This window comes from Streptomyces sp. NPDC026377 (genome assembly GCF_055567715.1).
In genome coordinates this window covers 190329-216170 of the sequence record NZ_JBVHPV010000001.1, presented here as the reverse complement: position 1 = coordinate 216170, position 25842 = coordinate 190329, and the positions used below count along the sequence as shown (strand labels likewise).

The following is a 25842-nucleotide window of genomic DNA, read 5'->3' as shown; positions in this document are numbered from 1 at the left end:
CGCCCGCCATGATGGGCAGAACGATCTTCATCGACCCGGGCCGGTGCATCGGCTGTCAGGCCTGTGTCTCCGCCTGCCGTGAGTGCGACTCGCACCGGGGCACATCCATGATCCATCTCGACTACCCCGACGAGGGGCACTCGGTCGCCTCCCTTCCCACGGTCTGCATGCACTGTGAGGACCCGGTGGCCCCCTGTGCCGAGGTGTGTCCCGCCGACGCGATCCTGGTGACCGCCGACGGGGTGGTGCAGCAGGCCGACACGACCCGCTGCATCGGCTGCGCCAACTGCGTCAACGCCTGCCCCTTCGGCGTACCGAAGATCGACCTCCAGGCGAAGCTCCAGATGAAGTGCAACCTCTGCTACGACCGCACCGCCTACGGCCTCGCCCCCATGTGCGCGACGGTCTGCCCCACCGGCGCCCTCTTCTACGGAACGGTCGAAGAGCTCCGCGCCGAACGCCCCGGTGTGCAGGTCGCCGACTCCTTCACGTTCGGCGATGTCGTCGTCTCCACCGGCGTGGCGATGGTCGTCCCGGCCGACAGGGTCCAGTGGCCGGTCCCCGGCGGCCTTCCGGTCGTCGAGGTGAACGGAAGGACGGTCCGATGAGCACGACCGGCCAGCCCCCGCCCTCCGGCGCCCCGGACGCCGGGCCCGGTACACCGGGCGAGGGCGGCGGCCCGGGCACCTCTTACGCGGCTGGTCAGGGGTCCGCGGCCGCCCCCTGGCCCGACCCCGCCCAGGAGGCGTTGCGCGACCGTGTCGCCGCCGACTCGCTCACCTCCCGCCGCGACTATCTGCGGATCGTCACCACCGTCTCCGGCGGGCTCGCCGTCGGCGCGGTCGCCGTCGCCGGGGGCGTGCTCCACCGGCACGGCGACGGTACGGACGCCCCCGAGGCCAAACGCGTCGCCGACCGGCTCGGTCCCGGCGAGTCCATCGCCTTCCGCTTCCCCGGCGAGGACGACCGGGCGGTCGGCGTACGGCTCAGGGACGGCACCCTCGTCGGCTACTCCGCCGTCTGTACGCACCTGGCCTGCGCGGTGCTGTGGCGCGAGGACCGGGGCGACGAGGGCGAGCTGTACTGCCCCTGCCACGAGGGCGCCTTCGACGCCCGCACCGGTGAGGTCACCGCCGGACCACCGCCCCGCCCCCTGCCGAAGGTGCTCCTCGTGGAGGAGATCGACGGCAGCGTCTGGGCGGTGGCCACCACCCGCTCCGGCGAGAGCTTCAAGGCGGCCATGTGCCGGCAGTTCGCGGAGAAGCGCCCGGACATGGCGGCCCGGATCGGCTGTCCGGGAGCGCGGTCCGAGCCCGAGAGGAGCGAGCGGACATGAGCGTCCACCCCGGCCCGGGCCCCGGCGGGAGCGGCGACGCAGCCGTGCCCGCGCCGCCGCCGTACACACCCGGCAGCGCCCAGCCGCGCCTCAACCGCCCCGTACGCGACCGGTACCCCCAGATCCGTGCCACCAGCGGATACGGCGATCCCCGGACCCGCCGCACCGGCCCGGGCCCCGGCGCGGGCACCGAGCAGGAGCCCGAGCGGTCCTCCAAGCTCACGGCCCGGCTCGTCCTCGCGATCACCGTGGTCGTCGGCCAGCTATGGGGGCTGACGGTGATCGTTAATGAGTGGATGAAGGGCGACACCGCGACCGCCTGGTGGGGCACGGGGTTCCTGGGCCTGTCGTTCCTCGTCGTCCTCGGACTCTGGCTGCTCGACCCCAAGGACCGGTGAAGGGGAAGGGGGAGAGCGTCGTTGCCCGTAGCTGTAGCTGTAGCTGTAGCTGTAGCTGTAGCTGTAGCTGTAGCCGTAGCGGTGACGTCTGCCACCCGGTCGCCCACGGCTTCGTCCGCCGTCTCGCCGTACCCTGGAGCTATGAGTACCGCCCCCGCCCCCGGACTGCGCGATGCGAAGCCGGCGTCCGACCCGAAGCCGAGGCCCGCGCTGGTCTTCGACGATCCGCTGGACCAGCAGTCCGCGGACGACACGGACCGCGGGTGGGGTGAGCGGGCCCCCTCGACCGGCAGCGCGGCCGACCTTGCGCGCTTCCTCGACGAGAAGCCGCCCCACCACATCTGAGCCCGGTTCCGCCGTCCCGACCGGCGGTGGTGCGCTATGGGGCGCTGTGCCCCGTGCCGCGCTGGGAGACCAGGGCGTCGCGGATCTCCTTCAGCACCTCCAGCTCGCTGATCTCCAGCGTCTCCTGGACGCCTACCTTCGCCTTGTCCCGCTGAGCGCGCTTGGCCAGGACCTTGGCCATCGGCAGGACCATCAGGAAGTACACGACGGCCGCCGTGATGAGGAAGCTCAGCACCGCGCTGAGGACCAGACCCCACATGATCGGGATGCCGGAGACCGCCTCGCCCGTCTTCTGGTCGAACCGGCAGGGGCCCTTCAGGCACGAGCTGTAGCTGTTCAGGTCCTTCGTTCCGAACGCGCCGACCAGCGGGTTGATGACGCCCTTCACGACCGAGTTGACGATGGTGGTGAACGCGGCGCCGATGACCACAGCGACGGCCAGGTCGATCACATTGCCGCGCATCAGGAAGGCCCGGAAGCCCGCCATGATGCCGCCGCTCTTCTTCTCCTCGGTCACGAATGAGCCTCTCTTCGCAGGTGCGGGGGGTGGAGCAAACTGTTCCGCAACCTACGTCAGCGCATGACCGCGCTGTCCAATCCGCGTACGCAAACAGGCGACTTGACAGGATGTCCGTGCGATTCAGCACCAGGTCACCACCAGTCGGGACGTCGCGCCGGCGCCCGCGAGCGCGGTCGCGGTGGCGCGGGGGACGGAGAGGACCACCAGGGCCCCCTCGTCGGACGAGGACGGACCGCGCGGCCGGGGCACCTCGGTCACCCGCGCCCCCGAGGCCACCAGACGCGCCGCACCGGACCCGCCCGTACCGCCGGATCCGCCCGTACCGCGCGATGAGGAGTCGGGCGCCGCGATCACATCGACCCGGTCGCCGGGCCTCAGCAGCCGTACGGTCTCCGCGTCCGCGATCCGCACCGGCGCCGACACCACGTCAACGGCCTTGGCGGCGCGGCGGGATGGCGCACCGGCCGGCGGGGCGGCCGTGCTCGCCGCCGCGACGGCGCCGGGAGCCGGGTGGCCCGTATCCCCGGGCCCCGGGGCCCGCGCCCCCACCGCCGCCAGCGCCGCCGCGGCCACCGCGAGCCCGGCCGCCATAGCCCGCCGCCGGCGCCGCACCGCACGCCGCAGCCGGTGCCGGCTCCCGCGCACCCGCAGCGGCGGGAAGACGGGCACACCGGCCGGTTCGGGAGCCGGGGAAGGCAGGGGAGCGGGGGCGGGAGAGGGCGCGGGTGCGGGGGAGGAGGGCAGGGGGGAGGGCCAGGACATGGCGGGTCACCACCGATCGTGAGGAACGGGAGCCGCAGCGGGTGCTGCTCGAACGCTCCTCACGATCCCCCGGCCCGCCAACTTCCCGCCCAGCCCTGTGGATTACTCCCGGGTTGTGGACAACTCCGTCACCCGCTGGGGTGGATGGGATGACAGATCGACACACCCCCTACGGCAGCCGGATCCCCGTCTCCAGCCCGTCCAGTGCCCGCGCGCACAGGCAGCCCCGCTCGCCCGACGGCAGGCCCGCCACCGCGTCGAACAGCACCGAGCGGAGGCGGTCCACATTGGCCGCGAAGACCCGCAGCACCTCCTCGTGGGAGACGCCCTCGCCGGTTTCCGCGCCCGCGTCCAGGTCGGTGACCAGGGTCATCGTCGTGTAGCAGAGCCCCAGTTCGCGGGCGAGCACCGCCTCGGGGTGGCCGGTCATCCCCACCACCGACCAGCCCATCGCCGCATGCCACCGCGACTCCGCGCGCGTGGAGAAGCGCGGGCCCTCTATGACGACCAGCGTGCCCCCGTCCACCGGTTCCCAGTTCCGCCCGCGCGCGGCCGCGAGCGCGACCTTGCGGCCTTCGGGGCAGTACGGGTCGGCCAGCGCCACGTGCACCACGTTCGGGACCGAGCCGTCGGGCAGCGGGTATCCGTCGTAGTACGTCTGGACGCGTGACTTCGTCCGGTCCACCAGCTGGTCCGGCACGAGCAGCGTGGCCGGACCGTACTCGGGCCGCAGGCCGCCCACCGCGCACGGGCCGAGCACCTGGCGCACGCCCACCGAGCGCAGGGCCCACAGGTTGGCGCGGTAGTTGATGCGGTGCGGCGGAAGGTGGTGGCCGCGGCCGTGCCGGGGCAGGAAGGCGACCCGGCGCCCGGCGATCTCCCCCAGGAACAGGGAGTCACTGGGACTTCCGTACGGAGTGTCGACCTGGACCTCGGTCACGTCCTCCAGGAAGGAGTAGAAGCCCGAGCCCCCGATGACGCCGATCTCCGCGCGTTCGGCGTTCCCCGCGCTCTGTGTGATCTCTGCGTTAGCCATGGGCAGCACCCTAGGGCGTGCCCTTCACGTCGCGCCCGGGTCGCTGGGGCCGTGCGCCGGGGCCGGTGCGCGGGAAAGGCACGCCCGTCCGGGCCCCGCCGCGGCCGGTGGCGTGGCTCGGGCATTCGGGCATGCCGAAGACCCCGCCGTCGGGGACGGCGGGGTCCGAAGGTTTCCGGGGCTCGTGCGGCCGGTCAGGCGGCCGACGACGAGCTGGTGGAGCTCGACGAGGAAGACGCCGACGACGCCGAGGACGACGCGGCCGGCTTCGTCTCCGAGCCCGACGACGTCGACGGCTTGGCGGCCGAGGACGCGGGCGAGCTGCTCGACGAGGCACCGCGGCTGTCGTTGCGGTAGAAGCCGGAGCCCTTGAAGACGATACCGACGGCCGAGAAGACCTTCTTGAGGCGGCCGTCGCAGTTCGGGCAGACGGTCAGGGCGTCGTCGGTGAACTTCTGCACCGCCTCGAGGCCTTCGCCGCACTCGGTGCACTGGTACTGGTAGGTCGGCACTTGTCTTCCTCCTGGCACTCTCACTCGATGAGTGCTAACGACGGTCCATAGTGACGTATTCCGCTGGATCAGTCCACCGTGACGGGGACTCGGTGACCCACGCCACTACGCGCGACGGTGCGTCCCGAGGAGCGCGGAGCCAGTCGGGAGCGCAGGGAGACCAGCGTGACCAGGGCCAGCGCGGTGCCCGCCAGGGGCACCAGGAAGCCCGCGCTGGAGCCGTGGGCGTCCGCCAGCCGGCCGGCCACGGTGACCGCGCCGGCCTGGCCCAGCGCCACCGCGCCGGTCAGCCAGGTGAAGGCCTCGGTCCGGGCGGAGGAGGGGACCAGCGACTCGACCAGGGTGTAGCCGGTGATCAGGGCCGGGGCGATGAAGAGTCCGACGATCAGGCCGAGGCCGCCGAGCAGCACCGCGGAGTGCATGGCCCACAGGCCCGAGGCGGCCAGGGTCAGACCGGTGTAGCCCGCGATCAGCCGGGTCCGGGGAGCGGACTTCCAGGCGATGGCGCCGCACGCGATGCCCGCCAGCATGTTGCCCGCGGCGAAGACCCCGTACAGCAGGCCGTTGGCGCCGGGGTTGCCGATCTCCTCGGAGAAGGCGGTCAGCGAGACCTGCATCCCGCCGAAGACGGCGCCGATGCCGAGGAAGGAGACCGCGAGGACGCGCACACCGGGGATGGAGAGCGCGGAGACGTGCTCCACGCGCGCGTTGTCGTCGCCGGCGCGGCTGGGCTGCGGCTGGGTGCGGTGCTGGGCGGCGAAGAGCAGGCCGCCGACCAGGGTCAGCGCGGCCTCGGTGATGAGGCCGGCCGCCGGGTGGACGCCGGTGCACAGCGCGGTCGCGAGCACCGGGCCGATGACGAAGGTGAACTCGTCGGTCACCGACTCGAAGGCGGCGGCCGTGGACATCAGGGGCGAGCCGTCGAGCTTGGCCGCCCAGCGGGCCCGGACCATCGGTCCGACCTGCGGCACCGAGGCGCCGGTGGGGACGGCCGCCAGGAACAGCGCCCACAGGGGGGCGCCGGCCAGCGCCAGCGTGATCAGTACGGAGCCGGAGGCGGCGTGCACGAGGACGCCGGGGAGCAGCACCGCGCGCTGGCCGAGGCGGTCGGCGAGCTTGCCGCTCTGGGGGGCGAACAGGGCCATGGAGACGCCGGTGACGGCGGCCACGGCACCGGCGCTGCTGTACGAGCCGGTGGTGTGCTGCACAAGAAGCACGATGCTGATGGTGAGCATCGCGAAGGGCTGCCGGGCGGCGAAGCCGGGCAGGAGGAACGTCAGTGCGCCGGGAGTGCGCAGGAGCTGCCCGTAGCCCGGGCGACGCTCGGAAGCGACCGTGGATGCCACGGCCCTTGCCTTTCTGCCGCCTGGTAGCGCGCCCCTCGTACCGGGTGGGTACGGGCGCCGCCGAGAGCTGTCCTCTTGCGCGGAACTGCGGTAGATGCCGGGGCTCACCCGGGGGGAGCCTCCGACCGCCATACGGTCGCGCCAGCTCTGCGTCAGGCAGAGTTGGTCGATCAGTGGTGTGCCTTCATGGTACAGGGGGATTCGGTTCCGCGCCTGTGAAAGCGCGCGGATGATCGAGATCACACCTCTGATTTAACCGGACCTTCGTCCGCTTGTTCCCTTGGTGGCCCGGCCGGGGTGCGAGCCGGGCCCGCCCGTGCCCAGCCAGCCGGCCAGCTTGCCGCCCTGGCCGACCGCCCGCAGCCGCGCCTCGGCCGCGTCGCGCACCGGGTCCGTCGCGACCACCAGGAGCTCGTCGCCGCGCCGCAGGACGGTCGTCGGCCCCGGTACGAAGCTCTTGCCGTCCCGTACGACCAGGGTGACCGCGGCGCCGGGGGGCAGGCGCAGCTCGTGCACCTCGACGCCGTGCATCCGCGACTCGGGCGGGATCGCCACCGACAGCAGATGGCCGCGCAGCCGCTCCAGGGGCGCCGACTCGATGCCGAGGTCGGAGGCGGCCTCCACGTCCGAGATCCGCAGCTTCCTGGCGAGCCAGGGCAGCGTGGGGCCCTGGACGAGGGTGTAGACGACGACCAGGACGAAGACGATGTTGAAGACCCGCTCGCTGCCGTCGATCCCGGAGACCATGGGGATGGTGGCCAGGATGATGGGCACGGCGCCGCGCAGCCCGGCCCAGGACATCAGGGCCTTCTCCTGCCACGGCATCCGGAAGGGCGCCACGCTGATCAGCACCGCCAGTGGCCGGGCCACCATCGTCAGGGCCAGGCCGATGAGCACGGCGGGCCAGAAGTCGTCGGGCAGCTCGTGCGGGGTGACGAGCAGGCCGAGCAGCACGAACATGCCGATCTGGGCGATCCAGCCGAGCCCGTCGGCGAAGCCGCGGGTGGCGGGCCAGTGCGGCAGCTTGGCGTTGCCGAGGACCATCGCGGCCAGATAGACGGCGAGGAAGCCGGAGCCGTGGGCCATGGCGCCCGCCGCGTACGCGGTGACGGCGATCGCCATCACGGCGATCGGGTAGAGGCCGGAGGCGGGCAGTGCCACGTGCCGCAGCCCCCAGGAGCCGAGCCAGCCGACCGCGAGGCCGATCCCGGCGCCGATGGCCAGCTCAAGGGCGATCTTGCCGAGCAGGGCGTACCAGGACTCCACGGGGCCCGGGGTGGAGAAGGCGACGACCAGGATGACGACCGGGGCGTCGTTGAAGCCCGACTCGGCCTCCAGGACGCCGGTGATCCGGGACGGCAGGGGGACCTTGCGCAGGACGGAGAAGACGGCCGCGGCGTCCGTCGAGGACACCACCGCGCCGATGATCAGTGACTGCCGCCATTCGAGCCCGACCAGGTAGTGCGCCCCGGCCGCGGTCACCCCCACGCTCACCGCGACACCGACGATGGAGAGCACGACCGCCGCCGGCAGCGCCGGGCGGACCTCTTTCCACTTGGTGCCCAGACCACCCTCGGCCAGGATCACCACCAGAGCGGCATAACCGATGACCTGGGTCATCTCGGCGTTGTCGAACTGGACGTCGAAGATTCCGTCCTGCCCTATGGCGATCCCGATCCCGAGGTACAGGAGCAGGCTGGGGAGCCCGCTGCGGGAGGAGACGCGCACGGCCGCGACCGCGATGAGCAGAACGAGCGAGCAGATGAGCAGGAGCTCGTTGAGATGGTGGACAGTCAGTGGCCGATCCTTCCCCTCACGCACCGTCAGGCGCCCTCACGCACCGATGCTGAAACGTTCTTTCAGGCAACGGTACTTCGTTACCTTACCTAATCTTTGACGAGTTCTTTACGCAAGAACGTGTCTGCCGGACGGGCTGACGCCCATACACGACACCGCGTCCGGGGCTGTCAGTCGCTGCGCCTATGGTTGCTCCAGCACCTAGGACCACCCTGCCCCTCGAAGGACAGCGATGCCCGCCAACACAACCGCCCCTCCCGCCGAGACGAAAGGCAGGAAGAAGGGACGCCGTGCCCGTCTGATCCTGATCGTCCTGGTGCTGGCGCTCGTCGCGGGTGTCGGTCTCGGCGCGTACTGGGGCGTCAGCACCGTGCGCGCCTCCTTCCCGCAGACCACGGGGTCGATCCAGCTCAAGGGCCTGACCGGCGGCCCCGTCGAGGTCAAGCGCGACGACTACGGGGTGCCGCAGGTCTACGCGGACAACGACACCGACCTCTTCATGGCCCAGGGCTTCGTCCAGGCCCAGGACCGCTTCTGGGAGATGGACGTCCGCCGCCACGTCACCTCCGGCCGGCTGTCGGAGATGTTCGGCAAGGACCAGGTCGAGACCGACGCCTTCCTGCGCACTCTCGGCTGGCGCCGGGTCGCGCAGCGGGAGTACGACACCAAGCTGTCACCGCAGACGAAGAAGTACCTCCAGGCGTACGCCGCCGGTGTCAACGCCTATCTGGAGGGCAAGGGTCCCAAGGACATCTCCGTCGAGTACGCGGCGCTGGACTTCGTCCACGACTACAAGGTCGAGAAGTGGACGCCGGTCGACTCGGTGGCCTGGCTCAAGGCCATGGCCTGGGACCTGCGCGGCAACATGCAGGACGAGATCGACCGGTCCCTGATGACCAGCCGGCTCACCCCCAAGCAGGTGAAGGACCTCTACCCGCCGTACCCGACGGCCACCCACCGGCCGATCGTCGAGGGGGGCTCGGTCAGCAAGGTCACCGGCAAGTACGACCCGAGCCGCGAGCCGGGCGCGGGCGCCGGGGCCGGGGCGGCGGTCCAGGGGGCCGCCCAGGGCGCGCAGACGCAGCTCGCGCGCCTCTCCGAGAGCCTCGACAAGATCCCGGCCTTCCTCGGCCCCAACGGCAGCGGCATCGGCTCCAACTCCTGGGTCGTCTCCGGCAAGTACACGACGACCGGCATGCCGCTGCTCGCCAACGACCCGCACCTGGCGCCGATGATGCCCTCGCTCTGGTACCAGATGGGCCTGCACTGCCGTACGGTCTCGGCGAGCTGCGGCTTCGACGTGGCGGGCTACACGTTCTCCGGCATGCCCGGTGTGGTCATCGGCCACAACCAGGACATCTCCTGGGGGTTCACCAACCTCGGCGCCGACGTGACCGACCTGTACCTGGAGAAGATCGCCCCCGGGGGCACCTACCTGTACGACAACCAGCAGAAGGCCCTCGTCACGCGTGAGGAGGTCATCAAGGTCGCGGGCGGCAGGAGCAAGACGATCACCGTGCGCGAGACCAACAACGGCCCGCTGGTCTCCGACCGCGACGACGAGCTGGAGAAGGTCGGCAAGAAGGCCCCCGTGGCCACCTCCGCCCCGGACCGGGGCGAGGGGTACGCGGTGGCCCTGAGGTGGACCGCGCTGGAGCCCGGCAAGTCCATGGACGCCGTCTTCGAGCTCGACCGGGCCAAGGACTTCAAGTCCTTCCGCGCGGCGGCGAAGGACTTCGAGGTCCCCTCGCAGAACATGATCTACGCCGACACCAAGGGCAACATCGGCTACCAGGCGCCCGGGAGGATCCCGGTCCGCGCCAAGGGTTACGACGGCTCCGTGCCCGCGCCGGGCTGGGACTCCAAGTACAACTGGAAGCCGGCGCCGGTCCCCTTCGACCAGCTGCCGTACGAGTTCAACCCCAAGCGCGGCTACATCGTCACCGCCAACCAGGCCGTGGTCGACGAGAAGAAGTACCCGTACCTGCTGACCAAGGACTGGGGCTACGGCACCCGCAGCCAGCGGATCAACGACCTCATCGAGTCGAAGACCAAGGACGGCGGCAAGGTCTCCACCGAGGACATGCAGAAGATGCAGATGGACAACAGCAGTGAGATCGCCGCGCTGCTGACGCCCGCGCTGCTGAAGGTCGACGTCCCCGACCCGTCCGTCCGCGAGGCGCAGAAGCTGCTGGAGGGCTGGGACTACACCCAGGAGCCGGACTCCGGGGCGGCCGCCTACTTCAACGCGGTGTGGCGCAACGTCCTCAAGCTGGCCTTCGGCAACAAGCTCCCCAAGGAGCTCCGGGTCGAGGGCGAGTGCCTGAACGTGCGCCCGCCGGACAGCGCCGGCCCGGTGGACGACCTCAACGGGCTGGTGCGCGAGTGCGGCCAGCGCGACGCGGACTCGGCGCAGCCCGACGGCGGCGACCGCTGGTTCGAGGTGGTCCGGCGGATCTTCAACGACGAGAAGAACGCGTGGTGGCAGACGCCCAAGAGCCGTCTGGACCCGGCCACCAGGACCCGGGACCAGCTGCTCGCGCGCGCGATGAAGGACGCCCGCTGGGAGCTGACGGCCAAGCTCGGCAAGGACGTCACCACCTGGAGCTGGGGACAGCTGCACCAGCTGACGCTGAAGAACCAGACGCTCGGCACCGACGGCCCCGGCATCGTGCGGTTCCTCCTCAACCGGGGCCCGTGGAACCTGGGCGGCGGCGAGGCGGCCGTCAACGCCACGGGCTGGAACGCGGGCGGCGGTGACTACTCGGTCACCTGGGTGCCGTCGATGCGGATGGTGGTGAACCTGAAGGACTTCGACAAGTCGAAGTGGATCAACCTCACCGGCGCCTCCGGCCACGCCTACAGCGCGCACTACTCGGACCAGACCGGGAAGTGGGCCAGGGGCGAGCAGCTGGACTGGTCCTTCAGCGCCAGGGCGGTCGGCGCCTCGACGGTCGACACGCTGACGCTCAAGCCGTGAGCCACTGAGCCACTGGGCTCGGGCTTGTGGGCTCAGGCCGGAAAGCGGGTCACGCCCTCGGGGGTGACCACCACCTGGACGGGGTGGTCGTGCGGTTCCTCCGGGACCCGCGCGACCACCTCGTTCGCGTAGAGCAGCACCACGCGCGCGGGGTCGTGGCCCGCCGCCGCGATCCGGGCCAGCACCCGGTCGTACGAGCCGCCGCCCCGGCCCAGGCGCATCCCGCGCGCGTCCACGGCGAGGCCGGGCAGCAGCACGGCTCCGGCCTCCAGCACGGCGGTGGGCCCGAGCCGGGGGCCGGAGGGCTCCAGGAGTCCCCGCCCGGCCGGTTCGAGGCGGTCCGCGCCCTCGTACTCGCCCCAGTCCAGGTCATTGTCCGATTGCAGTACGGGCAGCAGGACGCGCGCACCACGGGTGCGCAGCGCGTCGAGCAGCGCGCGCGTCCCCGGCTCGCGCCCCACCGAGACGTAGGCGGCGACGGTTCCGCCCGCCGCGAGCTCGGGAAGCCCCAGCGCCCGGCGCGCCAGCTCCTCGCCCGCCCGCTCGACGTCCTGCTGCGTCAGGAGGCGCCGGGCACCCAGGAGTTCCGCGCGCAAGAGGGCCTTTTCGGCTGCATCATCACTCACAGTGTTTTCACAATCCCCTCAAATGCCGGTTTATGAGGCCGTATTAACCGGAGGATAATCTTCCGCACATACGCAGCGGATAGTGTGCTGCGCATGACTCAGTCGCCCCCACGGATCACCAAGGCTGTCATCCCGGCGGCAGGCCTCGGCACCAGGTTCCTGCCGGCCACCAAGGCCACGCCCAAGGAGATGCTGCCGGTCGTCGACAAGCCCGCGATCCAGTACGTGGTCGAGGAGGCGGTCGCCGCCGGTCTCTCGGACGTGCTGATGATCACGGGGCGTAACAAGCGCCCGCTGGAGGACCACTTCGACCGCAACTACGAGCTGGAGGAGGCCCTCTCCCGCAAGGGGGACGAGGCCCGGCTCGCCAAGGTCCGGGAGTCCAGCGACCTCGCCGCGATGCACTACGTGCGCCAGGGCGACCCCAGGGGCCTGGGCCACGCGGTGCTGTGCGCCGCGCCGCACGTGGGCGACCAGCCCTTCGCGGTGCTCCTCGGCGACGACCTCATCGACGCGCGCGACCCGCTGCTCTCCCGGATGGTGGAGATCCAGGAGCGCGAGGGCGGCAGCGTGATCGCCCTGATGGAGGTCGAGCCCTCCCAGATCCACCTCTACGGCTGCGCGGCCGTGGAGCCGACCGGCCACGGCGACGTCGTGCGGATCACCGGCCTGGTGGAGAAGCCCGACGCGGCGGACGCGCCGAGCAACCTGGCCATCATCGGCCGCTACGTCCTGGACCCCTCGGTCTTCGCGATACTGCGCCGGACCGAGCCGGGCCGCGGCGGCGAGATCCAGCTCACCGACGCGCTCCAGCAGCTGGCCGCGGACGAGAAGGTCGGCGGCCCGGTGCACGGCGTGGTCTTCAAGGGCCGGCGCTATGACACCGGGGACCGCGGCGACTATCTGCGTGCCATTGTCAGACTCGCGTGCGAACGTGAAGACCTGGGCCCCGACTTCAAGGCCTGGCTTCGCAGTTACGTGACCGAGGAGATGCAGGCACCTTGAGCAACACGATCTGGTCGGTCGACGAGCACCTGGAGGACGTCCTCGCCACCGTGGCGCCGCTCGAACCCATCGAGCTGCAACTGCCCGACGCCCAGGGCTGCGTCCTGGTGGAGGACGTCACGGTGCCGCTCGCGCTGCCGCCCTTCGACAACAGCTCGATGGACGGCTACGCGGTGCGCGTGGCGGACGTGGCGGGCGCCGGCGAGGAGTTCCCCGCGGTGCTGACCGTGGTCGGCGACGTGGCCGCGGGCAGCGGCGAGCTGCCGACCGTCGGCCCCGGCGAGGCCGCCCGGATCATGACCGGCGCCCCGCTGCCGCCCGGCGCCGAGGCCGTCGTCCCGGTCGAGTGGACCGACGGCGGTACGGGCGGGGGAGCGGCCACCGGCATGCGGGCCGCCAGCGGCGCGCCCGAGGGCGCGAGCGGCGAGGTCCGGGTCCACCGGCCCGCAGGGGCCCGCGCCCACGTCCGCGCGGCCGGCAGCGACGTGCGGGCGGGTGACCTCGCGCTGGCCGCCGGGACCGTGCTCGGGCCGCCCCAGATCGGCCTGCTCGCGGCGATCGGCCGGGGCACGGTGAAGGTCCGCCCGCGTCCGCGCGTGGTCGTCCTGTCGACCGGCAGCGAACTGGTCCAGCCCGGCGAGCCGCTGGCGGAGGGTCAGATCTACGACTCCAACAGCTTCGCCCTCGCCGCCGCCGCGCGCGAGGCGGGAGCCATCGCCTACCGGGTGGGCGCGGTCACCGACGACGCCGAGATCCTGCGCGCCACCATCGAGGACCAGCTGATCCGAGCCGATCTGCTGGTGACCACCGGCGGCGTGAGCGTGGGGGCGTACGACGTCGTCAAGGAGGCGCTCTCCTCGGTGGGCGATGAGGACGAGCCGGGCAGCGGCATCGACTTCCGCAAGCTCGCCATGCAGCCCGGCAAGCCCCAGGGCTTCGGCTCGATCGGCCCCGACCACACTCCGCTGCTCGCCCTGCCCGGCAACCCGGTGTCGTCGTACGTCTCGTTCGAGCTGTTCGTGCGCCCGGCGATCCGCACCCTGATGGGCCTGCCGGACGTGCACCGGCCCCGCGCGCGTGCCGTGCTCAACTGCGACAAGGCGCTCACCTCCCCGGCCGCCCGGCGCCAGTTCCTGCGCGGGAGCCACGACCCGGACCAGCAGAGCGTCACCCCGGTCGGCGGCTCCGGATCGCATCTGATCGCTGCCCTCGCCCAGGCGGACTGCCTGATCGTCATCCCCGAGGACGTCACCTCCGTGGAGCCCGGCTCCGAAGTGGAGGTGATCCTGCTCGGCTGACCGGGCCCCGGTGGCGGTAGCGTGTCTGCCCACACAGGCCGGACCGGGAGCGCCACACCATGAGTACGCAAGGCAGGCTGACGCACATCGACGAGGCGGGCGCGGCCCGTATGGTCGATGTCTCCGAGAAGGACGTGACGGCCCGCACCGCGCGCGCGAGCGGTCGCGTACGCGTCTCGCCGCGCGTGATCGAGCTGCTGCGCGGCGAGGGCGTGCCCAAGGGCGACGCCCTGGCGACCGCCCGGATCGCCGGGATCATGGGCGCCAAGCGCACCCCGGACCTGATCCCGCTCTGCCACCCCCTGGCGCTCTCCGGCGTGACGCTCGACCTCACGGTGGCCGACGACGCGGTGGAGATCGTGGCGACGGTGAGGACGGCCGACCGCACGGGTGTCGAGATGGAGGCGCTGACCGCGGTGTCGGTGGCCGCGCTGACCGTCGTCGACATGGTGAAGGCCGTGGACAAGGCGGCCGTCATCACGGACGTACGGGTGGAGACGAAGACCGGCGGCAAGTCCGGCGACTGGTCCCGCCCCGAGGCGGACGGGGCCACGGCGTGACGGCGCCGGACGCACCCGGCGCCGGCCGGACGCCCGCTCCCACGGCCGGTCGCGCCCCGGACCGCCCCGGAGTGGAGAACGCGCCCCCCTTCCCCGGCGACTCGGCGGGCCTCGGCGCCGCGCTGCTCGCCCCGTACGCGGCGCTCGTCGTCACCGCCTCCAACCGCGCCTCGGCCGGGGTGTACGCGGACAAGGGCGGCCCGATCCTCGCCGAGGGCCTGGCGGGGCTCGGCTTCGCCGTGGACGGTCCGCTGGTCGTGCCGGACGGCGACCCGGTGGAACAGGCGTTGCGCGCGGGCGCGGCCGCCGGGTACGACGTGATCGTCACCACCGGCGGCACCGGCATCTCGCCGACCGACCGCACCCCCGACGCCACCCGCCGCGTCCTCGACTACGAGGTCCCCGGCATCCCGGAGGCGATCCGCGCCGAGGGGCTGGCGAAGGTCCCGACCGCCGCGCTCTCGCGCGGGCTCGCCGGAGTGGCGGGCGGCCGCACCCTGGTCGTCAACCTGCCGGGCTCCACCGGAGGCGTCCGCGACGGGCTGGCCGTCCTGGAGCGGCTGCTGGTGCACGCCGTCGACCAGCTGCGGGGCGGCGACCACCCCAGACCCGTGGGGAGCTTGAGCTGAACGTCCCCTCATGGCCGGTGGAGCTGACGGACGGCGATGTCCTCCTCCGTCCCATAAGGCTGCGCGACCAGCGCGTCTGGCGCGAGGTCAACCGGCGCAACCGCGAATGGCTGCGGCCCTGGGAGGCGACCGTCCCGCCGCCCGCGCCCGGCGCTCCGCCCGCCCAGCGGCCCACTTACCGGCAGATGGTCCGGCATCTGCGCGCCGAGGCGAACGCGGGCCGGATGCTGCCGTTCGTGATCGAGTACCAGGGCCGGCTGGTCGGCCAGCTCACGGTCGCCGGGATCACCTGGGGCTCGATGTGCTCGGGGCACGTGGGCTACTGGGTGGACCGCGAGGTGGCGGGCCGCGGTGTGATGCCCACCGCCGTCGCGCTCGCCACCGACCACTGCTTCCGTACGGTCGGGCTGCACCGCATGGAGGTCTGCATTCGCCCGGAGAACGGGCCGAGCCGGCGCGTGGTGGAGAAACTCGGATTCCGCGAGGAGGGGCTGCGCCCGCGCTATCTCCACATCGACGGCGGCTGGCGGGACCATCTGGTGTACGCGCTGACCGCCGAGGAGGTGCCCGAAGGGCTGCTCCACAGGTGGAAGCAGGCACGACGGGCGCACCACGAGAAATAAAATAAACGTTCGAATTCAGTACCGGTATGACCATGAACCGATCTGAAGAATCACAAAAAAAGCCGGTCTTATCAGCCAGATCGTGCGACACACCGGCTCAATTGGCGTATCCCCTCGCGCCCGTCCCTCTACCGTGTGGGGTGTGAGCAGCAGCGGCCTCATCTACGCAGTCATCGTCGGGGCCTGGGCCGCCTACTTGGTGCCGATGTGGCTCCGCAGGCAGGACGAGCTCAACGAGGCCCGTCCGACGGAACGCTTCAGCACCGCCATCCGGCTGCTGTCCGGACGGTCGGCCATGGAGCGCCGTTACGCCAGGGAGCTCAGGCAGCGAGGTTCCGGCGACCCCGCACCCGACGCCGACCCGGACGCGCCCACGGAGTTCCTCGGGGACCCCGCGCAGGGCGTCGACGTCCGGGACCTCGCCGTGCCCCGACAGCACCCCACGGGTGCCGGGGCTCAGCGGCGCGCGGAGCCACGCCCCGAAGAGGCCCGGCCCGAGCCCCCGCACCCCGCCGAACCCCACCACGAGGCCCCGCCCGCCCAGGAGCGCCGCGGGAGCGGGCGCGGTGGTGAGGAGCGGTCCGGGGGCGCGCGGCCAAATGACGCACGCCGGCGTGAAGGCAGCTCCGCGGACGCCGCGGAGCGGGCCCGGCGCGCCCGGCGCAGCGCGGTCCTGGCGCGCCGCCGCCGTACGACCGTGATCCTCTTCCTCGCCTTCACGGTGGGCGCGGTGGTGGCGGCGGTGGGCGGCCTCGGCTTCCTGTGGGCGCCCGCGGTCCCGGCCGTCCTGCTCAGCGCGTACATCATGCATCTGCGCGCCCAGGAGCGGCGCAGATTCGCGTTCGTCATGGACCGGCGCCGGGCCGAGGCCGCCGCGCAGCGGCTGCGCGAGCGCCAGCCGCGCCGTCAGCCCGTCGCCGTCGCGGAGCCCGAGGAGGAGCCGGAGCCGCACCCGGCCCCCGAGCCCGAGCCCGTCGTCTCCCCGCAGGAGGCCGACCGGCGCGCGCTGGTGGAGCAGACCGACCACGCCGAGTGGGTCGACCAGCAGCGCGAGCGCGGCCCCGAGCGCGGCGACAGCTGGGAGCCGGTCCCGGTGCCGCTCCCCACCTATGTGACGGCCCCGGTCGCCCCGCGCGCCACCGGCAGCATCGACCTGGGCGCCCCGGACACCTGGTCCTCGGCCCGCTCCTCCACCGCGGACCCGACGGTTCCGGCCCCTCCGGCGCCCCGTCGCCGCACGTCGCCGGGGAGCGGACGGACCCCGCTCTTCGACCAGTACGCGGACGACGAGCGCCCCCGCGCCGCCAACGAGTGAGGCCCGTCTCGCTGACCAGCGGGGACCGGATTTCCAAGCACCCCCGTCGGGGTGCTAATGTTTCACCCGTTGCAAGGGCCTGTGGCGCAGTCCGGTAGCGCACCTCGTTCGCATCGAGGGGGTCAGGGGTTCGAATCCCCTCAGGTCCACAACAACAACCCACCGCGGGTTCACCCGCGAAGGGTGCACGAGATCCCGGTCAGACGGTCACCGTCCGGCCGGGATCTCGTCGTTTCCGCCCCTGGAGGGCAGCCCCCGGAGGGGCGCCGCCTCCGAGGCCCCCGCCCCCGGGCCCCGCGCCCCCTGACGGCCCGTCGTCTCAGGGCTTGGCGCGCCGGAGGCGGAAGTCGGGGCAGACGTCCGGGTCGAGGTCGTCGTAGAGGTCCGTGCGGGTGGCGTCGGTGCCGATCGAGAGCTTGTCGAGGGTGTCGCCCTGGAGGAACAGGGTGGGCGCGGTGAAGTGCAGCCGCAGCAGCGCGCGGTCGGTGGAGGACGTGGACGGCTCGATCTCCCAGGTGCCGGAGCCGTTGAACGTGGCGCCCAGCTTCGCGCGGTGGTAGTCGCCGGTGGGCCACTTCTCCGCCCGCATGGCGCCGCCCTCGGAGAGCGTCAGACGCACCCCGGCGGCCTCGTGGGCGCCCTCGTAGCGGCCGGTCAGCTCGCCGGGGGTGGCGGACGTCGCGGCGGCCGGGACGCAGCGCCGCAGGGCGTCGGAGCCGCACGCGGTGAGCGGGGCGGCGAGGACCGCGAGGGCGGCGACGGCCCCGAGGGCGCGTCGGGAGTGGTGGGGCACGGTGCTTACTTCCCTGCTGCCGGGATGCGTTCGGTCCAGGTCATCTGCTGCCCGACGGTGGAGAAGACGCCGTCGTCGCGGTTGGTCTTCTTCAGCCAGTCGTAGTAGCCGACGAAGTGGAGGAAGGACTCGTTGCTGGTCTTGTTGTTGAGCGTGTACTCCACGACGAGGGAGCCGTCGGGGTCCTGGCCCTTGACCGCGTAGTCGAGGGAGTACGAGCCGACGAACGCCTCGCCCAGGTGGTCCTCGTCGCCGGTGGCGATCGCGGGCAGGTCGGTGAGGAAGAGCTTCTCCAGGGCGCCGATCTTCCCGCCCTTGGAGATGGAGTAGTGGACGGTGCCCTGGTCGTTTCCGTCCTTGTTCCAGTTGGCGAGGGTGTCCGCCCGCAGCTGCTCCATGCTGACACTGGACTTGATCAGCTCGGTCATCCGGTCGCCGTCGTGGTACTCGCGCTCGCGCGGCCCGATGCCGGTGACCCAGTCGAAGCCGAGGGAGTACGGGTCGTCGCCCTGGGGGGAGGGGTGCGGGTCCTTGCCCCGCATCGCGAGGTCGAGGGCGTTGTAGTCGGCCTGGCCGATGGTCTGGGTCGTGTCGATGTTCGTGTGCCGCGGGGCGGTGTTGAACCAGTCGCCGAGCCCCACGTCCGCCATGAGCGAGAACGCCAGGTTCCGGTCGGCGACGACGCCCCGCTTCACGATGCCGACGATCTCCCGCTGGGCGTCCTCGATCGCCTTGGCGTCCGCCGAGCCCTTCTCGACCACCGTGCAGACGCCGTTGACGACGTCGGTGGAGACCACTCCGTCGCCGCCGATGTGCAGCCCCCTGTCCTGGGCACGCCGTACCGCGTCCTTCAAGTCCTTCTGCACGGACTTGAGTTCGCCGAGCGCGTCGTCCAGGACCCCGACCGCCGCCTGGGCGACCTTGGCGGCGGCCTCGATCTGGCGCTCGATGTCGTCGATCATCCGCCAGGCGTACGGGGCGGCGGCGCCCTCCCAGTAGCCCTTGTCGCGCAGCGGGGTGAGCACCTCGTCGTGGACCCGCTTGGGCAGTTTGGCCAGGTCCGTGTGGGTGGTGCGCCACTGGTCGGCGAGCTTCTGGAGCGGGCCGAGGTCGGTGTCCAGGATCTCCTGGTAGAACGACGGCATTCCTACAGCCCCTCCAGCTTCGAGCGGCGGGGTGCGATGCCCTTCAGCGACTCGTCCACGGCGTGGTCCGTCGTGCGGTAGTCCCGGGCCCCGATCCGCAGGCTCTCCGAGATACGGGCGAGCCAGCCCGCCACGGTGCCCGCCTGCTTCTCCCACTGCGCGCCGGCCGTGCGGATGGCCCTGGCCGACTCCCAGCCGTCCATCGCCGCCGACGCCTTGCGCGCGGGGTCCTCCAGCGCCGCGGCGGGCTTGGTGAACGCCGTGTGGATCTCGTCCGCGCGGCCCGCCGCCGCGGTGAGGACGCCGGGCGCGATCCGGAGCATGTCCTGGGGCGGGCCGGCGGGCGACGGCGGCGGGTACGGCCCGAGCCGGAAGTCGGGCAGAGGCGCCGAAGGCGGCCCCTGGAGCGGCGGCTTGAGCAGCGGCGACCCGGTGATCGGCGGGTTCGGGCGCAGGGGGACCGGGGTGAGCGGGTCCACGTAGCTGTCGGCGGGCGGGGCCTTGGTGAGTCCGGCGGACCATTCGGAGTGGTGCCGCTTCAGCTCGTCCGGCGAGAGTGGCAGCTGGGCCGGTTCGGGCAGTGTGTCGTCGCTCATACGTGTTCCCCCGTGCGGTGCGCGTGCGCTCAGCAGCCTAACCGGTGAGGGGGGTCGGGCTCATGACAAAAGCGGTCGGCGCAGTCCGCCCCGTGGCCGCCCCTCGGGGCGGCTCGGCGGCATCACGGCAGCAGGGACTTCGCGTAGCAGATGCTGCTGGGGTAGTGGCGGTAGTAGCCGAACTTGGGGCAGGGCGCGTAGCCGCTCGAGGCGTAGAGGGCGAGCGCCTCCGGCTGCCGGTCGCCGGTCTCCAGGACCATCCGGGTGCGGCCCGCGGCGCGGGCGTCGGCCTCCAGGAGGGCGAGGATGCGGCGGGCCAGGCCCAGCCCCCGCGCCTGCGGTATGACGTACATGCGCTTGAGTTCGGCGTCGCCGTCCGAGTAGCCCTCGTCGTTCTCGTCCTGGGTGCGCCAGCCGCCGGTGGCGACCGGGCGCTCCTGATCGTCGTACGCGACCAGGAAGAGGCCGCGGGGCGGCCGGAACATCGAGGCGTCCAGGGGCGTGGCGTCGCCCTCGTCCTCGTAGCGCTCGGCGTATTCGAGCTGCACCTGGTCGTTGAGCTTCACGGCGTCCGGGTGGTCGTACCCGCGCGTACGTATATGCATGCGATAGAGCGTACTTCTATGCAGGCGATCACGGTGACCGGGTGGGTAGGGTGCGCGGGTGCTCACTGTTACCACTGTGAATGTAAACGGGCTCCGCGCCGCCGCCAAGAAGGGATTCCTTGCGTGGCTGGCCGGCTCCGACGCCGACGTCGTGTGCCTCCAGGAGGTGCGGGCCGAGCCGCACCAGCTCACCGCCGAGGTGCGCGAGCCCGAGGGGTGGCACGTGGTGCACGCCCCCGCCGCGGCCAAGGGCCGGGCCGGGGTCTCGCTCTACACCCGCCGCGAGCCGGAGCGGGTGCGGGTCGGGTTCGGCAGCACGGAGTTCGACGGCAGCGGCCGGTACGTGGAGGCGGACCTGCCCGGCGCCACCGTGGCCAGCCTCTATCTGCCGTCCGGGGAGGCCGGGACCGCCAAGCAGGACGAGAAGTACCGCTTCATGGGGGAGTTCCTGCCCTACCTCAAGGAGCTCCGCGCGCGGGCGGCGGCCGACGGGCGTGAGGTCGTGGTCTGCGGTGACTGGAACATCGCCCACCGCGAGGCCGACCTGAAGAACTGGCGCGCCAACCGGAAGAACGCGGGCTTCCTGCCGGAGGAGCGGGAGTGGCTCTCGCGCGTTCTCGACGCCGCCGACGGCGGATACGTGGACGTGGTGCGCGGCCTCCACCCCGACCAGGAGGGCCCGTACTCGTGGTGGTCCTACCGCGGCCGGGCCTTCGACAACGACTCGGGCTGGCGCATCGACTACCAGCTCGCCACCCCGGGCCTGGCGGCCCGCGCGGTCAAGGGCTTCGTGGAGCGCGCCGCGACGCACGAGGAGCGGTGGAGCGACCACGCGCCGGTGACCGTGGTGTACGGCGGCTAGGACGCGCCGGAGCACGGAGAAGTGGCGCGTCCCGGGCGACCCGGGACGCGCCACTTCCCGTTCACGGGAGTGCGACTAGGCGTCGTAGTCCATGTCGTACTTGTCCTGCTGCTCCCGCGCCGAGCGCTGGGCCTCGTCCGGCAGCTCGCGACCCTTCTGCTGGGCCTGGCGGGCGCGCTCCTGCTGCTGGTCCTTCTTGGCGCCCATCGCCTGCTTGCCCTTCTGCTGGGCCTGCTGCGCCTTGTCCTGGAACTGGTCCTTGATGCCCATCGAGTTCACTCCTACGAGGGTGTTCAGGGGGCCGGGTGCCGGGGCCTTTCCCTCGGCTCCGCCGGGCCTCGACCAGCGTGACACGCAAGGACATAAGGCGCATTTCGATCAGTTACGGAAGGTCACGGAGCGTGCGTTCCCGCTGGTCGGCGGCGCCTCCCGCGCCCACCAGACCCCGGCTGACCGAAGCGAGCCGCGGCTCGAAGCGCCGCATCTCGCGCCGGCCCACCGCCCCGATGACGGCCGGCAGGTAACCGCGCACCGGCTGCATCCCGCGCAGCCACCACTGCGCGTACACGTGCGAGGAGCGGCGCTCGACGCCGGCCACGATCCGGTCGACGGCCGGGCCCAGCGGATAGGTGCGATTGGAGGGCCACGGCAGCCGCTGCCGCAGCTCGCGCATCACCTCGTCCTCGTCCGCCCCGCGCACCATGTCCGTGTCGGTCCAGGACAGATACCCGACCCCGACCCGTACGCCCTTGTGGCCCACCTCGGCCCGCAGGCTGTGCGCGAAGGCCTCCACCCCCGACTTGGACGCGCAGTACGCCGTCATCATGGGTGCCGGGGTGATCGCCGCCAGCGAGGCGATCTGGAGGAAGTAGCCCCGGCTCTCCATCAGGACGGGCAGGAAGGCGCGGGCCGTGACCGCGCCGCCGATGAGGTTCACCTCGATGACGCGGCGCCATGCGTCGGGGTCGGAGTCCACGAACGGGCCGCCGGAGGCGACGCCCGCGTTGGCGATGACGATGTCGACCTTGCCGAACCGCTCCTTGACCTCGCCCGCGACCCGCGCCATCGCCTCGTGGTCGGTGACGTCCGCGAACCAGGACTCGGCCTCGGTGTGCAGCCGCGCGGCCACCCGCTTCAGCTCGTCCGGCTCCAGGCCGACCAGGGCCACCTTGGCGCCGCGCGCCGACAGCTTGCGCGCCAGCAGCTCGCCGACGCCCCGGGCCGCGCCCGTGACGACCGCGACCTGCCCCTCCAGGCTCACCCTGCTCATGCCACGTCCTCCTCGACGCTCACATACGTACGAACCAGTTCACGCAGACGTTCCGTGATCACCTCGGGGGCCTCCATCGGCGTCATGTGGCCGATGCCCGTGAGTTCGGTGAGGCCCACGCAGTCGGGCAGCGCCGCCGCGATGCGGCGGGCGTGCACCGGCGGGGTGAGCCGGTCGGCCGTGCCCGCCACCACGGCGGTGGGCACCCTCAACTCCCGTACCCGGGCGTCGATCTCCAGCTCCGCCAGCACCTTCGACCAGGCGTACCGGGAGCCACGGGCGCAGCCGTGCACGATCCTGGCGCACGCTTCTATGCGCTCCGGGGCGGCGCCCGGGCCCATCGTCGCGTACCGCAGGACCTTCTTCGCCACCGGCGTGACGGGGCCGAGCGGGGCCCGGGAGCCGAGGACCGCCGCGGTGAGGCGGGTGCGCAGCCGGCCCGGCCGCAGCGGCACCACCAGCGACTCGTCGACCAGGCGCGAGCTGCCGGTGGAGCAGAGCAGGACCGCCGCCGCGTGCTCGCGCAGGGCGGGCCGTCCGGCCGCGGCCATCAGCGTCATCCCGCCCATCGAGTGCCCGGCGAGCACCGCCTTCTCGCCCGGTGCGAGGGCGGCCCCCAGCACCGCCTCCAGGTCGTCGGCGAGCGCCTCGGCGGAGCACGTCGGGCTCGCCGCCGTACGGCCGTGACCGCGCTGGTCGTAGACGACGACCCGGTGGTCCCCGGCCAGGGCGCGGATCTGCGCGGCCCAGAAGGCGGTCGAGCAGGTCCAGCCGTGGGCGAGGACGACGGCCGGGGCGCCCTCGGGCCCGTGCACCTCGACGTGCAGCCGGGCGCCGTCGGCGGAGACGGCCGTCAGCGTACGGGCGGGGTCGGGCGGGGCGAAGGGGCCCGAGGTGACGTGTGCGGGGCGTCTCACGAGGTCACCGCCTCGGAGGTGGTGGGGTTCGCTCCCGGCTCCCGCGCGCTGCCCTCTGCGGCCGGGGCCGGTTCGGGCGCCGCGGCGCGGACCACCTCGTACTCCCCGAGGTCGATCTCGCGGGTCGCCCTGCGGAACTCCCCTGTCGTGCCGGGCCAGATGGTGGTGTTGCGGCCACTGGCGTCCAGGTACCAGCTGGTGCAGCCGCCGGTGTTCCACACGGTCCGCTTCATGCGCTCCTGCACGCGCCGGTTCCAGGCGCCGACGGCGGACGGCCGGGGGGTGAGCGCCACGCGGCCGCCCAGGACGTCCAACTGCCGCAGGTAGTCGGCCATATAGCTGAGCTGCGACTCGATCATCAGGATCATCGAGGAGTTCCCCAGGCCCGTGTTGGGGCCGATGATCGTCATCCAGTTGGGGAAGCCGGCGGCGGTGGCGCCGCGCAGCGACTCCATGCCGCCCTTCCACGCCTGGGCCAGCGTGTGCCCCTCCGCGCCGACGACGCGGTCGGCGATCGGCATGTCCGTGACGTGGAACCCGGTGCCGAAGACGATCGCGTCGGCCTCGGTCTCGGTGCCGTCGGCGGCGACCAGGGTGGAGCCGCGCACCTCACTGAGCCCGGAGGCGACGAGGTCCACATTGGGCTGGGCGAGGGCCGGGTAGTACTCGCTGGACAGCAGGATGCGCTTGCAGCCGATGCGGTAGTCGGGCGTCAGCTTGGCGCGCAGGGCCGGGTCCTTGATGGCCCGTGCCATGTTGCGCTTGGCCAGCGACTCGACGAGGCCCAGCTCGTTCGGCCGCTTGGTGAAGGCGCTGACCTGCAACTCCCGGATGCCCCACAGCAGTCCGCGGCGCGCGGCCCCGGTGAACGGAAGCTGCCGGTGCAGCCAGCGCTCGGGTGCGGTGATCGCCCGGTCCATCCGCGGCATGACCCACGGCGGGGTGCGCTGGAAGAGGGTGAGGGTGCGCACCTTCGGCTGGACGGCCGGGACGATCTGGATCGCGGAGGCGCCGGTCCCGATCATGGCGACGCGCTTGCCGCTCAGGTCGTAGTCGTGGTCCCAGCGCGCGGAGTGGAAGACCTTGCCGGGGAAGGTGTCGAGCCCGGGGATGTCGGGGATCTTGGGGTCGGAGAGCGGCCCGGTCGCGGAGACGACGACATCGGCGTGCAGGACGCCGCCGCCCGCGCACTCGATCACCCAGTACAGCCCCTCGCGGTCCCAGCGCATCAGTGTGACCTCGTGGTCCAGGCGGATGTGCGGGCGCAGCCCGAAGGTGTCGGCGACGTGCTCCAGATAGGCCCGGATGTGCTCCTGCCCGGAGAAGGTGCGCGGCCAGTCGGGGTTGGGCGCGAAGGAGAACGAGTACAGGTGCGACGGTACGTCGCAGGCGCACCCGGGATAGCTGTTGTCCCGCCAGGTCCCGCCGACCGAGCCCGCCCGCTCCAGGACGACGAAGTCGGTGATGCCCTCCCGCCGCAGCCGGACCGCGGCGCCGAGCCCGCCGAATCCGGACCCGATCACCGCCACCCGTACGTGCTCGGGCTCGCGCTCGTGCTGGACCATGCCACCGCCTCCATGCAGGACGTCTGTGCGGAGAGTCTGAAAGACGCGAAACACTGCCAGTAATCACTGGCACAATGGGGAGAGTAGAGCAGCGGCATACCGAGCGGTAGGGGTGCGTGGAGGAAAGTTACCGGCGGTACAACATAGGCTGGCGGACGTGGCAGACGCAGGAGTGGGGAGCGGGGACGGGGGCGGCGTTCCGGGCGGGCCCCGGGAGTACCGCATGGAGGAGCTGGCCGCCAAGGCCGGCATCACCGTACGCACGCTGCGGTTCTACCGCGAGCGCGACCTCATTCCGCCGCCGCGCCGCGAGGGGCGGATCGCCTGGTACGACGAGCGCCACCTCGCCCGGCTGCAGACCATCGCCGCCCTGCTGGAGCGCGGCCACACCCTCTCCGGCATCGCCGACCTGACCGCCGCGTTCGAGTCCGGGCGCGACGCGGGCGAGGCGCTCGGGCTGGTCGAGCCGACCGAGGAGACCCCGGTCCGGCTGACCCCGCAGGCCCTGGCGGACCACTTCGCGGGCGAGGTGACCCCGGAGAACCTGGCGGCGGCGCTCGACCTCGGCTATCTCGCGGTCGACGGCGAGGAGATCGTCCACATCAGCCGCCGGCTGCTCGATGTCTCGGCCGCGCTGGTGCGTGAGGGCGTTCCGCTGGCGGCGGTGCTCGCGGCGGGCCGCGAGGTCCGCTCCCACGCGGATGCCCTGGCGGGCCTGTTCGTCGACCTGCTGCGCGCGCACGCCCCGGACCAGGATCTGTCCCGGCTGCGTCCTCTGGCGAGGGATGTGGTGGAGGCGGAACTGTCTTTGGCGATGGATCGGCGGTTGGCGGGGGGCTGAGGGGCCCGGTCTTCGGCTGCGGGCCGGTGGGGGGTTGCTCGCGCAGTTCCCCGCGCCCCTTTAGGGCCCGGTCTTCGGCTGCGGGCCGGTGGGGGGTTGCTCGCGCAGTTCCCCGCGCCCCTTTAGGGCCCGGTCTTCGGCTGCGGGCCGGTGGGGGGTT

General features: G+C 72.3%; 28 protein-coding genes and 1 tRNA gene. 14 read left to right on the top strand and 15 right to left on the bottom strand.

The window, feature by feature from the left end:
• Nucleotides 1-8 precede the first annotated feature (8 nt).
• The 4 genes from ACZ4MU_RS00865 (at nucleotide 9) to ACZ4MU_RS00850 (ending at nucleotide 2079) form a co-directional block, all read left to right on the top strand.
• Nucleotides 9-608 carry a 4Fe-4S dicluster domain-containing protein gene (locus ACZ4MU_RS00865; protein WP_467869362.1) on the top strand — a complete coding sequence of 200 codons (600 nt, stop codon included), beginning with the start codon at nucleotides 9-11 and terminating at the stop codon, nucleotides 606-608.
• Nucleotides 605-1336 carry a Rieske (2Fe-2S) protein gene (locus ACZ4MU_RS00860; RefSeq protein WP_467869360.1) on the top strand — a complete coding sequence of 244 codons (732 nt, stop codon included), beginning with the start codon at nucleotides 605-607 and terminating at the stop codon, nucleotides 1334-1336. The genes ACZ4MU_RS00865 and ACZ4MU_RS00860 overlap by 4 nt, the downstream gene beginning before the upstream one ends.
• Nucleotides 1333-1734, top strand: coding sequence for a hypothetical protein (locus ACZ4MU_RS00855; protein ID WP_467869358.1), 402 nt, complete (start codon nucleotides 1333-1335; stop codon nucleotides 1732-1734). Before ACZ4MU_RS00860 ends, ACZ4MU_RS00855 begins: the two co-directional genes overlap by 4 nt.
• A 141-nt stretch (nucleotides 1735-1875) precedes the next feature.
• Nucleotides 1876-2079, top strand: coding sequence for a hypothetical protein (locus tag ACZ4MU_RS00850; protein WP_467869356.1), 204 nt, complete (start codon nucleotides 1876-1878; stop codon nucleotides 2077-2079).
• Between the two features lie 34 nt (nucleotides 2080-2113).
• Here the strand turns inward: ACZ4MU_RS00850 and mscL are convergent, their stop codons facing one another.
• The 6 genes from mscL to ACZ4MU_RS00820 all read right to left on the bottom strand — a co-directional run bounded on the left by mscL (nucleotide 2114) and on the right by ACZ4MU_RS00820 (nucleotide 8076).
• Nucleotides 2114-2596 (bottom strand): large conductance mechanosensitive channel protein MscL, encoded by a 483-nt coding sequence (gene mscL / locus ACZ4MU_RS00845; protein WP_467869354.1) that lies wholly within the window; start codon nucleotides 2594-2596, stop codon nucleotides 2114-2116.
• 123 nt (nucleotides 2597-2719) lie between these two features.
• Entirely contained in the window at nucleotides 2720-3361 is a 642-nt protein-coding gene (locus tag ACZ4MU_RS00840; RefSeq protein WP_467869352.1) for a hypothetical protein, read from the bottom strand.
• A gap of 169 nt (nucleotides 3362-3530) precedes the next feature.
• Nucleotides 3531-4397, bottom strand: a complete 867-nt coding sequence (locus ACZ4MU_RS00835; protein ID WP_467869350.1) for an S-methyl-5'-thioadenosine phosphorylase — start codon at nucleotides 4395-4397, stop codon at nucleotides 3531-3533.
• A 194-nt stretch (nucleotides 4398-4591) separates the two neighbouring features.
• The gene (locus ACZ4MU_RS00830; protein ID WP_467869348.1) at nucleotides 4592-4909 is read right to left on the bottom strand and encodes an FmdB family zinc ribbon protein; all 318 of its coding nucleotides are present in this window, start codon (nucleotides 4907-4909) and stop codon (nucleotides 4592-4594) included.
• Nucleotides 4910-4977: 68 nt separating this feature from the next.
• A complete protein-coding gene (locus ACZ4MU_RS00825; RefSeq protein WP_467869346.1) occupies nucleotides 4978-6255 on the bottom strand; it encodes an MFS transporter in 1278 nt (425 codons plus the stop codon).
• A gap of 252 nt (nucleotides 6256-6507) precedes the next feature.
• Nucleotides 6508-8076: a potassium/proton antiporter gene (locus ACZ4MU_RS00820; RefSeq protein ID WP_467869344.1), complete on the bottom strand. Its 1569-nt coding sequence runs from the start codon at nucleotides 8074-8076 to the stop codon at nucleotides 6508-6510.
• A 208-nt stretch (nucleotides 8077-8284) separates the two neighbouring features.
• On the opposite strand from ACZ4MU_RS00820, the gene ACZ4MU_RS00815 reads away from it, so the two are divergent.
• Nucleotides 8285-11032, top strand: a complete 2748-nt coding sequence (locus ACZ4MU_RS00815; protein ID WP_467869342.1) for a penicillin acylase family protein — start codon at nucleotides 8285-8287, stop codon at nucleotides 11030-11032.
• Nucleotides 11033-11064: 32 nt separating this feature from the next.
• On the opposite strand, the gene ACZ4MU_RS00810 is transcribed toward ACZ4MU_RS00815, so the two are convergent.
• On the bottom strand, nucleotides 11065-11658 hold the full coding sequence (locus ACZ4MU_RS00810) for a 5-formyltetrahydrofolate cyclo-ligase (protein WP_467869340.1): 594 nt from the start codon (nucleotides 11656-11658) through the stop codon (nucleotides 11065-11067).
• Between the two features lie 93 nt (nucleotides 11659-11751).
• On the opposite strand from ACZ4MU_RS00810, the gene galU reads away from it, so the two are divergent.
• From galU to ACZ4MU_RS00775, 7 genes are all read left to right on the top strand, one after another.
• On the top strand, nucleotides 11752-12663 hold the full coding sequence (galU, locus tag ACZ4MU_RS00805) for a UTP--glucose-1-phosphate uridylyltransferase GalU (RefSeq protein ID WP_467869338.1): 912 nt from the start codon (nucleotides 11752-11754) through the stop codon (nucleotides 12661-12663).
• Nucleotides 12660-13961 (top strand): molybdotransferase-like divisome protein Glp, encoded by a 1302-nt coding sequence (gene glp / locus ACZ4MU_RS00800; RefSeq protein WP_467869336.1) that lies wholly within the window; start codon nucleotides 12660-12662, stop codon nucleotides 13959-13961. The genes galU and glp overlap by 4 nt, the downstream gene beginning before the upstream one ends.
• A 59-nt stretch (nucleotides 13962-14020) precedes the next feature.
• Entirely contained in the window at nucleotides 14021-14521 is a 501-nt protein-coding gene (gene moaC / locus ACZ4MU_RS00795) for a cyclic pyranopterin monophosphate synthase MoaC (protein WP_467869334.1), read from the top strand.
• Nucleotides 14522-14643: 122 nt separating this feature from the next.
• Entirely contained in the window at nucleotides 14644-15150 is a 507-nt protein-coding gene (locus tag ACZ4MU_RS00790; RefSeq protein WP_467870567.1) for a MogA/MoaB family molybdenum cofactor biosynthesis protein, read from the top strand.
• A gap of 17 nt (nucleotides 15151-15167) precedes the next feature.
• Complete coding sequence (locus tag ACZ4MU_RS00785) at nucleotides 15168-15773, top strand: GNAT family N-acetyltransferase (RefSeq protein ID WP_467869332.1); 606 nt, start codon at nucleotides 15168-15170, stop codon at nucleotides 15771-15773.
• A 142-nt stretch (nucleotides 15774-15915) separates the two neighbouring features.
• Nucleotides 15916-17088 carry a divisome protein SepX/GlpR gene (sepX, locus tag ACZ4MU_RS00780; RefSeq protein ID WP_467869330.1) on the top strand — a complete coding sequence of 391 codons (1173 nt, stop codon included), beginning with the start codon at nucleotides 15916-15918 and terminating at the stop codon, nucleotides 17086-17088.
• A gap of 75 nt (nucleotides 17089-17163) precedes the next feature.
• A tRNA-Ala gene (locus ACZ4MU_RS00775) sits at nucleotides 17164-17237 on the top strand.
• 170 nt (nucleotides 17238-17407) lie between these two features.
• Here ACZ4MU_RS00775 and ACZ4MU_RS00770 read toward each other — a convergent pair.
• From ACZ4MU_RS00770 to ACZ4MU_RS00755, 4 genes are all read right to left on the bottom strand, one after another.
• Nucleotides 17408-17881 (bottom strand): hypothetical protein, encoded by a 474-nt coding sequence (locus ACZ4MU_RS00770; protein ID WP_467869328.1) that lies wholly within the window; start codon nucleotides 17879-17881, stop codon nucleotides 17408-17410.
• A 5-nt stretch (nucleotides 17882-17886) separates the two neighbouring features.
• The gene (locus ACZ4MU_RS00765) at nucleotides 17887-19026 is read right to left on the bottom strand and encodes a hypothetical protein (RefSeq protein WP_467869326.1); all 1140 of its coding nucleotides are present in this window, start codon (nucleotides 19024-19026) and stop codon (nucleotides 17887-17889) included.
• A gap of 2 nt (nucleotides 19027-19028) precedes the next feature.
• Entirely contained in the window at nucleotides 19029-19622 is a 594-nt protein-coding gene (locus ACZ4MU_RS00760; RefSeq protein WP_467869324.1) for a WXG100 family type VII secretion target, read from the bottom strand.
• A gap of 122 nt (nucleotides 19623-19744) precedes the next feature.
• Nucleotides 19745-20227 carry a GNAT family N-acetyltransferase gene (locus ACZ4MU_RS00755; RefSeq protein ID WP_467869322.1) on the bottom strand — a complete coding sequence of 161 codons (483 nt, stop codon included), beginning with the start codon at nucleotides 20225-20227 and terminating at the stop codon, nucleotides 19745-19747.
• Between the two features lie 58 nt (nucleotides 20228-20285).
• Between ACZ4MU_RS00755 and xth the strand changes: the two genes are divergently transcribed.
• Entirely contained in the window at nucleotides 20286-21089 is an 804-nt protein-coding gene (gene xth, locus ACZ4MU_RS00750; RefSeq protein WP_467869320.1) for an exodeoxyribonuclease III, read from the top strand.
• 75 nt (nucleotides 21090-21164) lie between these two features.
• Here the strand turns inward: xth and ACZ4MU_RS00745 are convergent, their stop codons facing one another.
• The 4 genes from ACZ4MU_RS00745 to ACZ4MU_RS00730 form a co-directional block, all read right to left on the bottom strand.
• Entirely contained in the window at nucleotides 21165-21359 is a 195-nt protein-coding gene (locus ACZ4MU_RS00745; RefSeq protein ID WP_467870564.1) for a hypothetical protein, read from the bottom strand.
• 112 nt (nucleotides 21360-21471) lie between these two features.
• Nucleotides 21472-22359: an SDR family oxidoreductase gene (locus ACZ4MU_RS00740; RefSeq protein ID WP_467869318.1), complete on the bottom strand. Its 888-nt coding sequence runs from the start codon at nucleotides 22357-22359 to the stop codon at nucleotides 21472-21474.
• Nucleotides 22356-23276: an alpha/beta fold hydrolase gene (locus tag ACZ4MU_RS00735; RefSeq protein ID WP_467869316.1), complete on the bottom strand. Its 921-nt coding sequence runs from the start codon at nucleotides 23274-23276 to the stop codon at nucleotides 22356-22358. The genes ACZ4MU_RS00740 and ACZ4MU_RS00735 overlap by 4 nt, the downstream gene beginning before the upstream one ends.
• The gene (locus ACZ4MU_RS00730; protein ID WP_467869314.1) at nucleotides 23273-24841 is read right to left on the bottom strand and encodes a flavin-containing monooxygenase; all 1569 of its coding nucleotides are present in this window, start codon (nucleotides 24839-24841) and stop codon (nucleotides 23273-23275) included. Before ACZ4MU_RS00730 ends, ACZ4MU_RS00735 begins: the two co-directional genes overlap by 4 nt.
• Before the next feature lie 223 nt (nucleotides 24842-25064).
• On the opposite strand from ACZ4MU_RS00730, the gene ACZ4MU_RS00725 reads away from it, so the two are divergent.
• Complete coding sequence (locus ACZ4MU_RS00725) at nucleotides 25065-25682, top strand: MerR family transcriptional regulator (protein WP_467870562.1); 618 nt, start codon at nucleotides 25065-25067, stop codon at nucleotides 25680-25682.
• Nucleotides 25683-25842 lie beyond the last annotated feature (160 nt).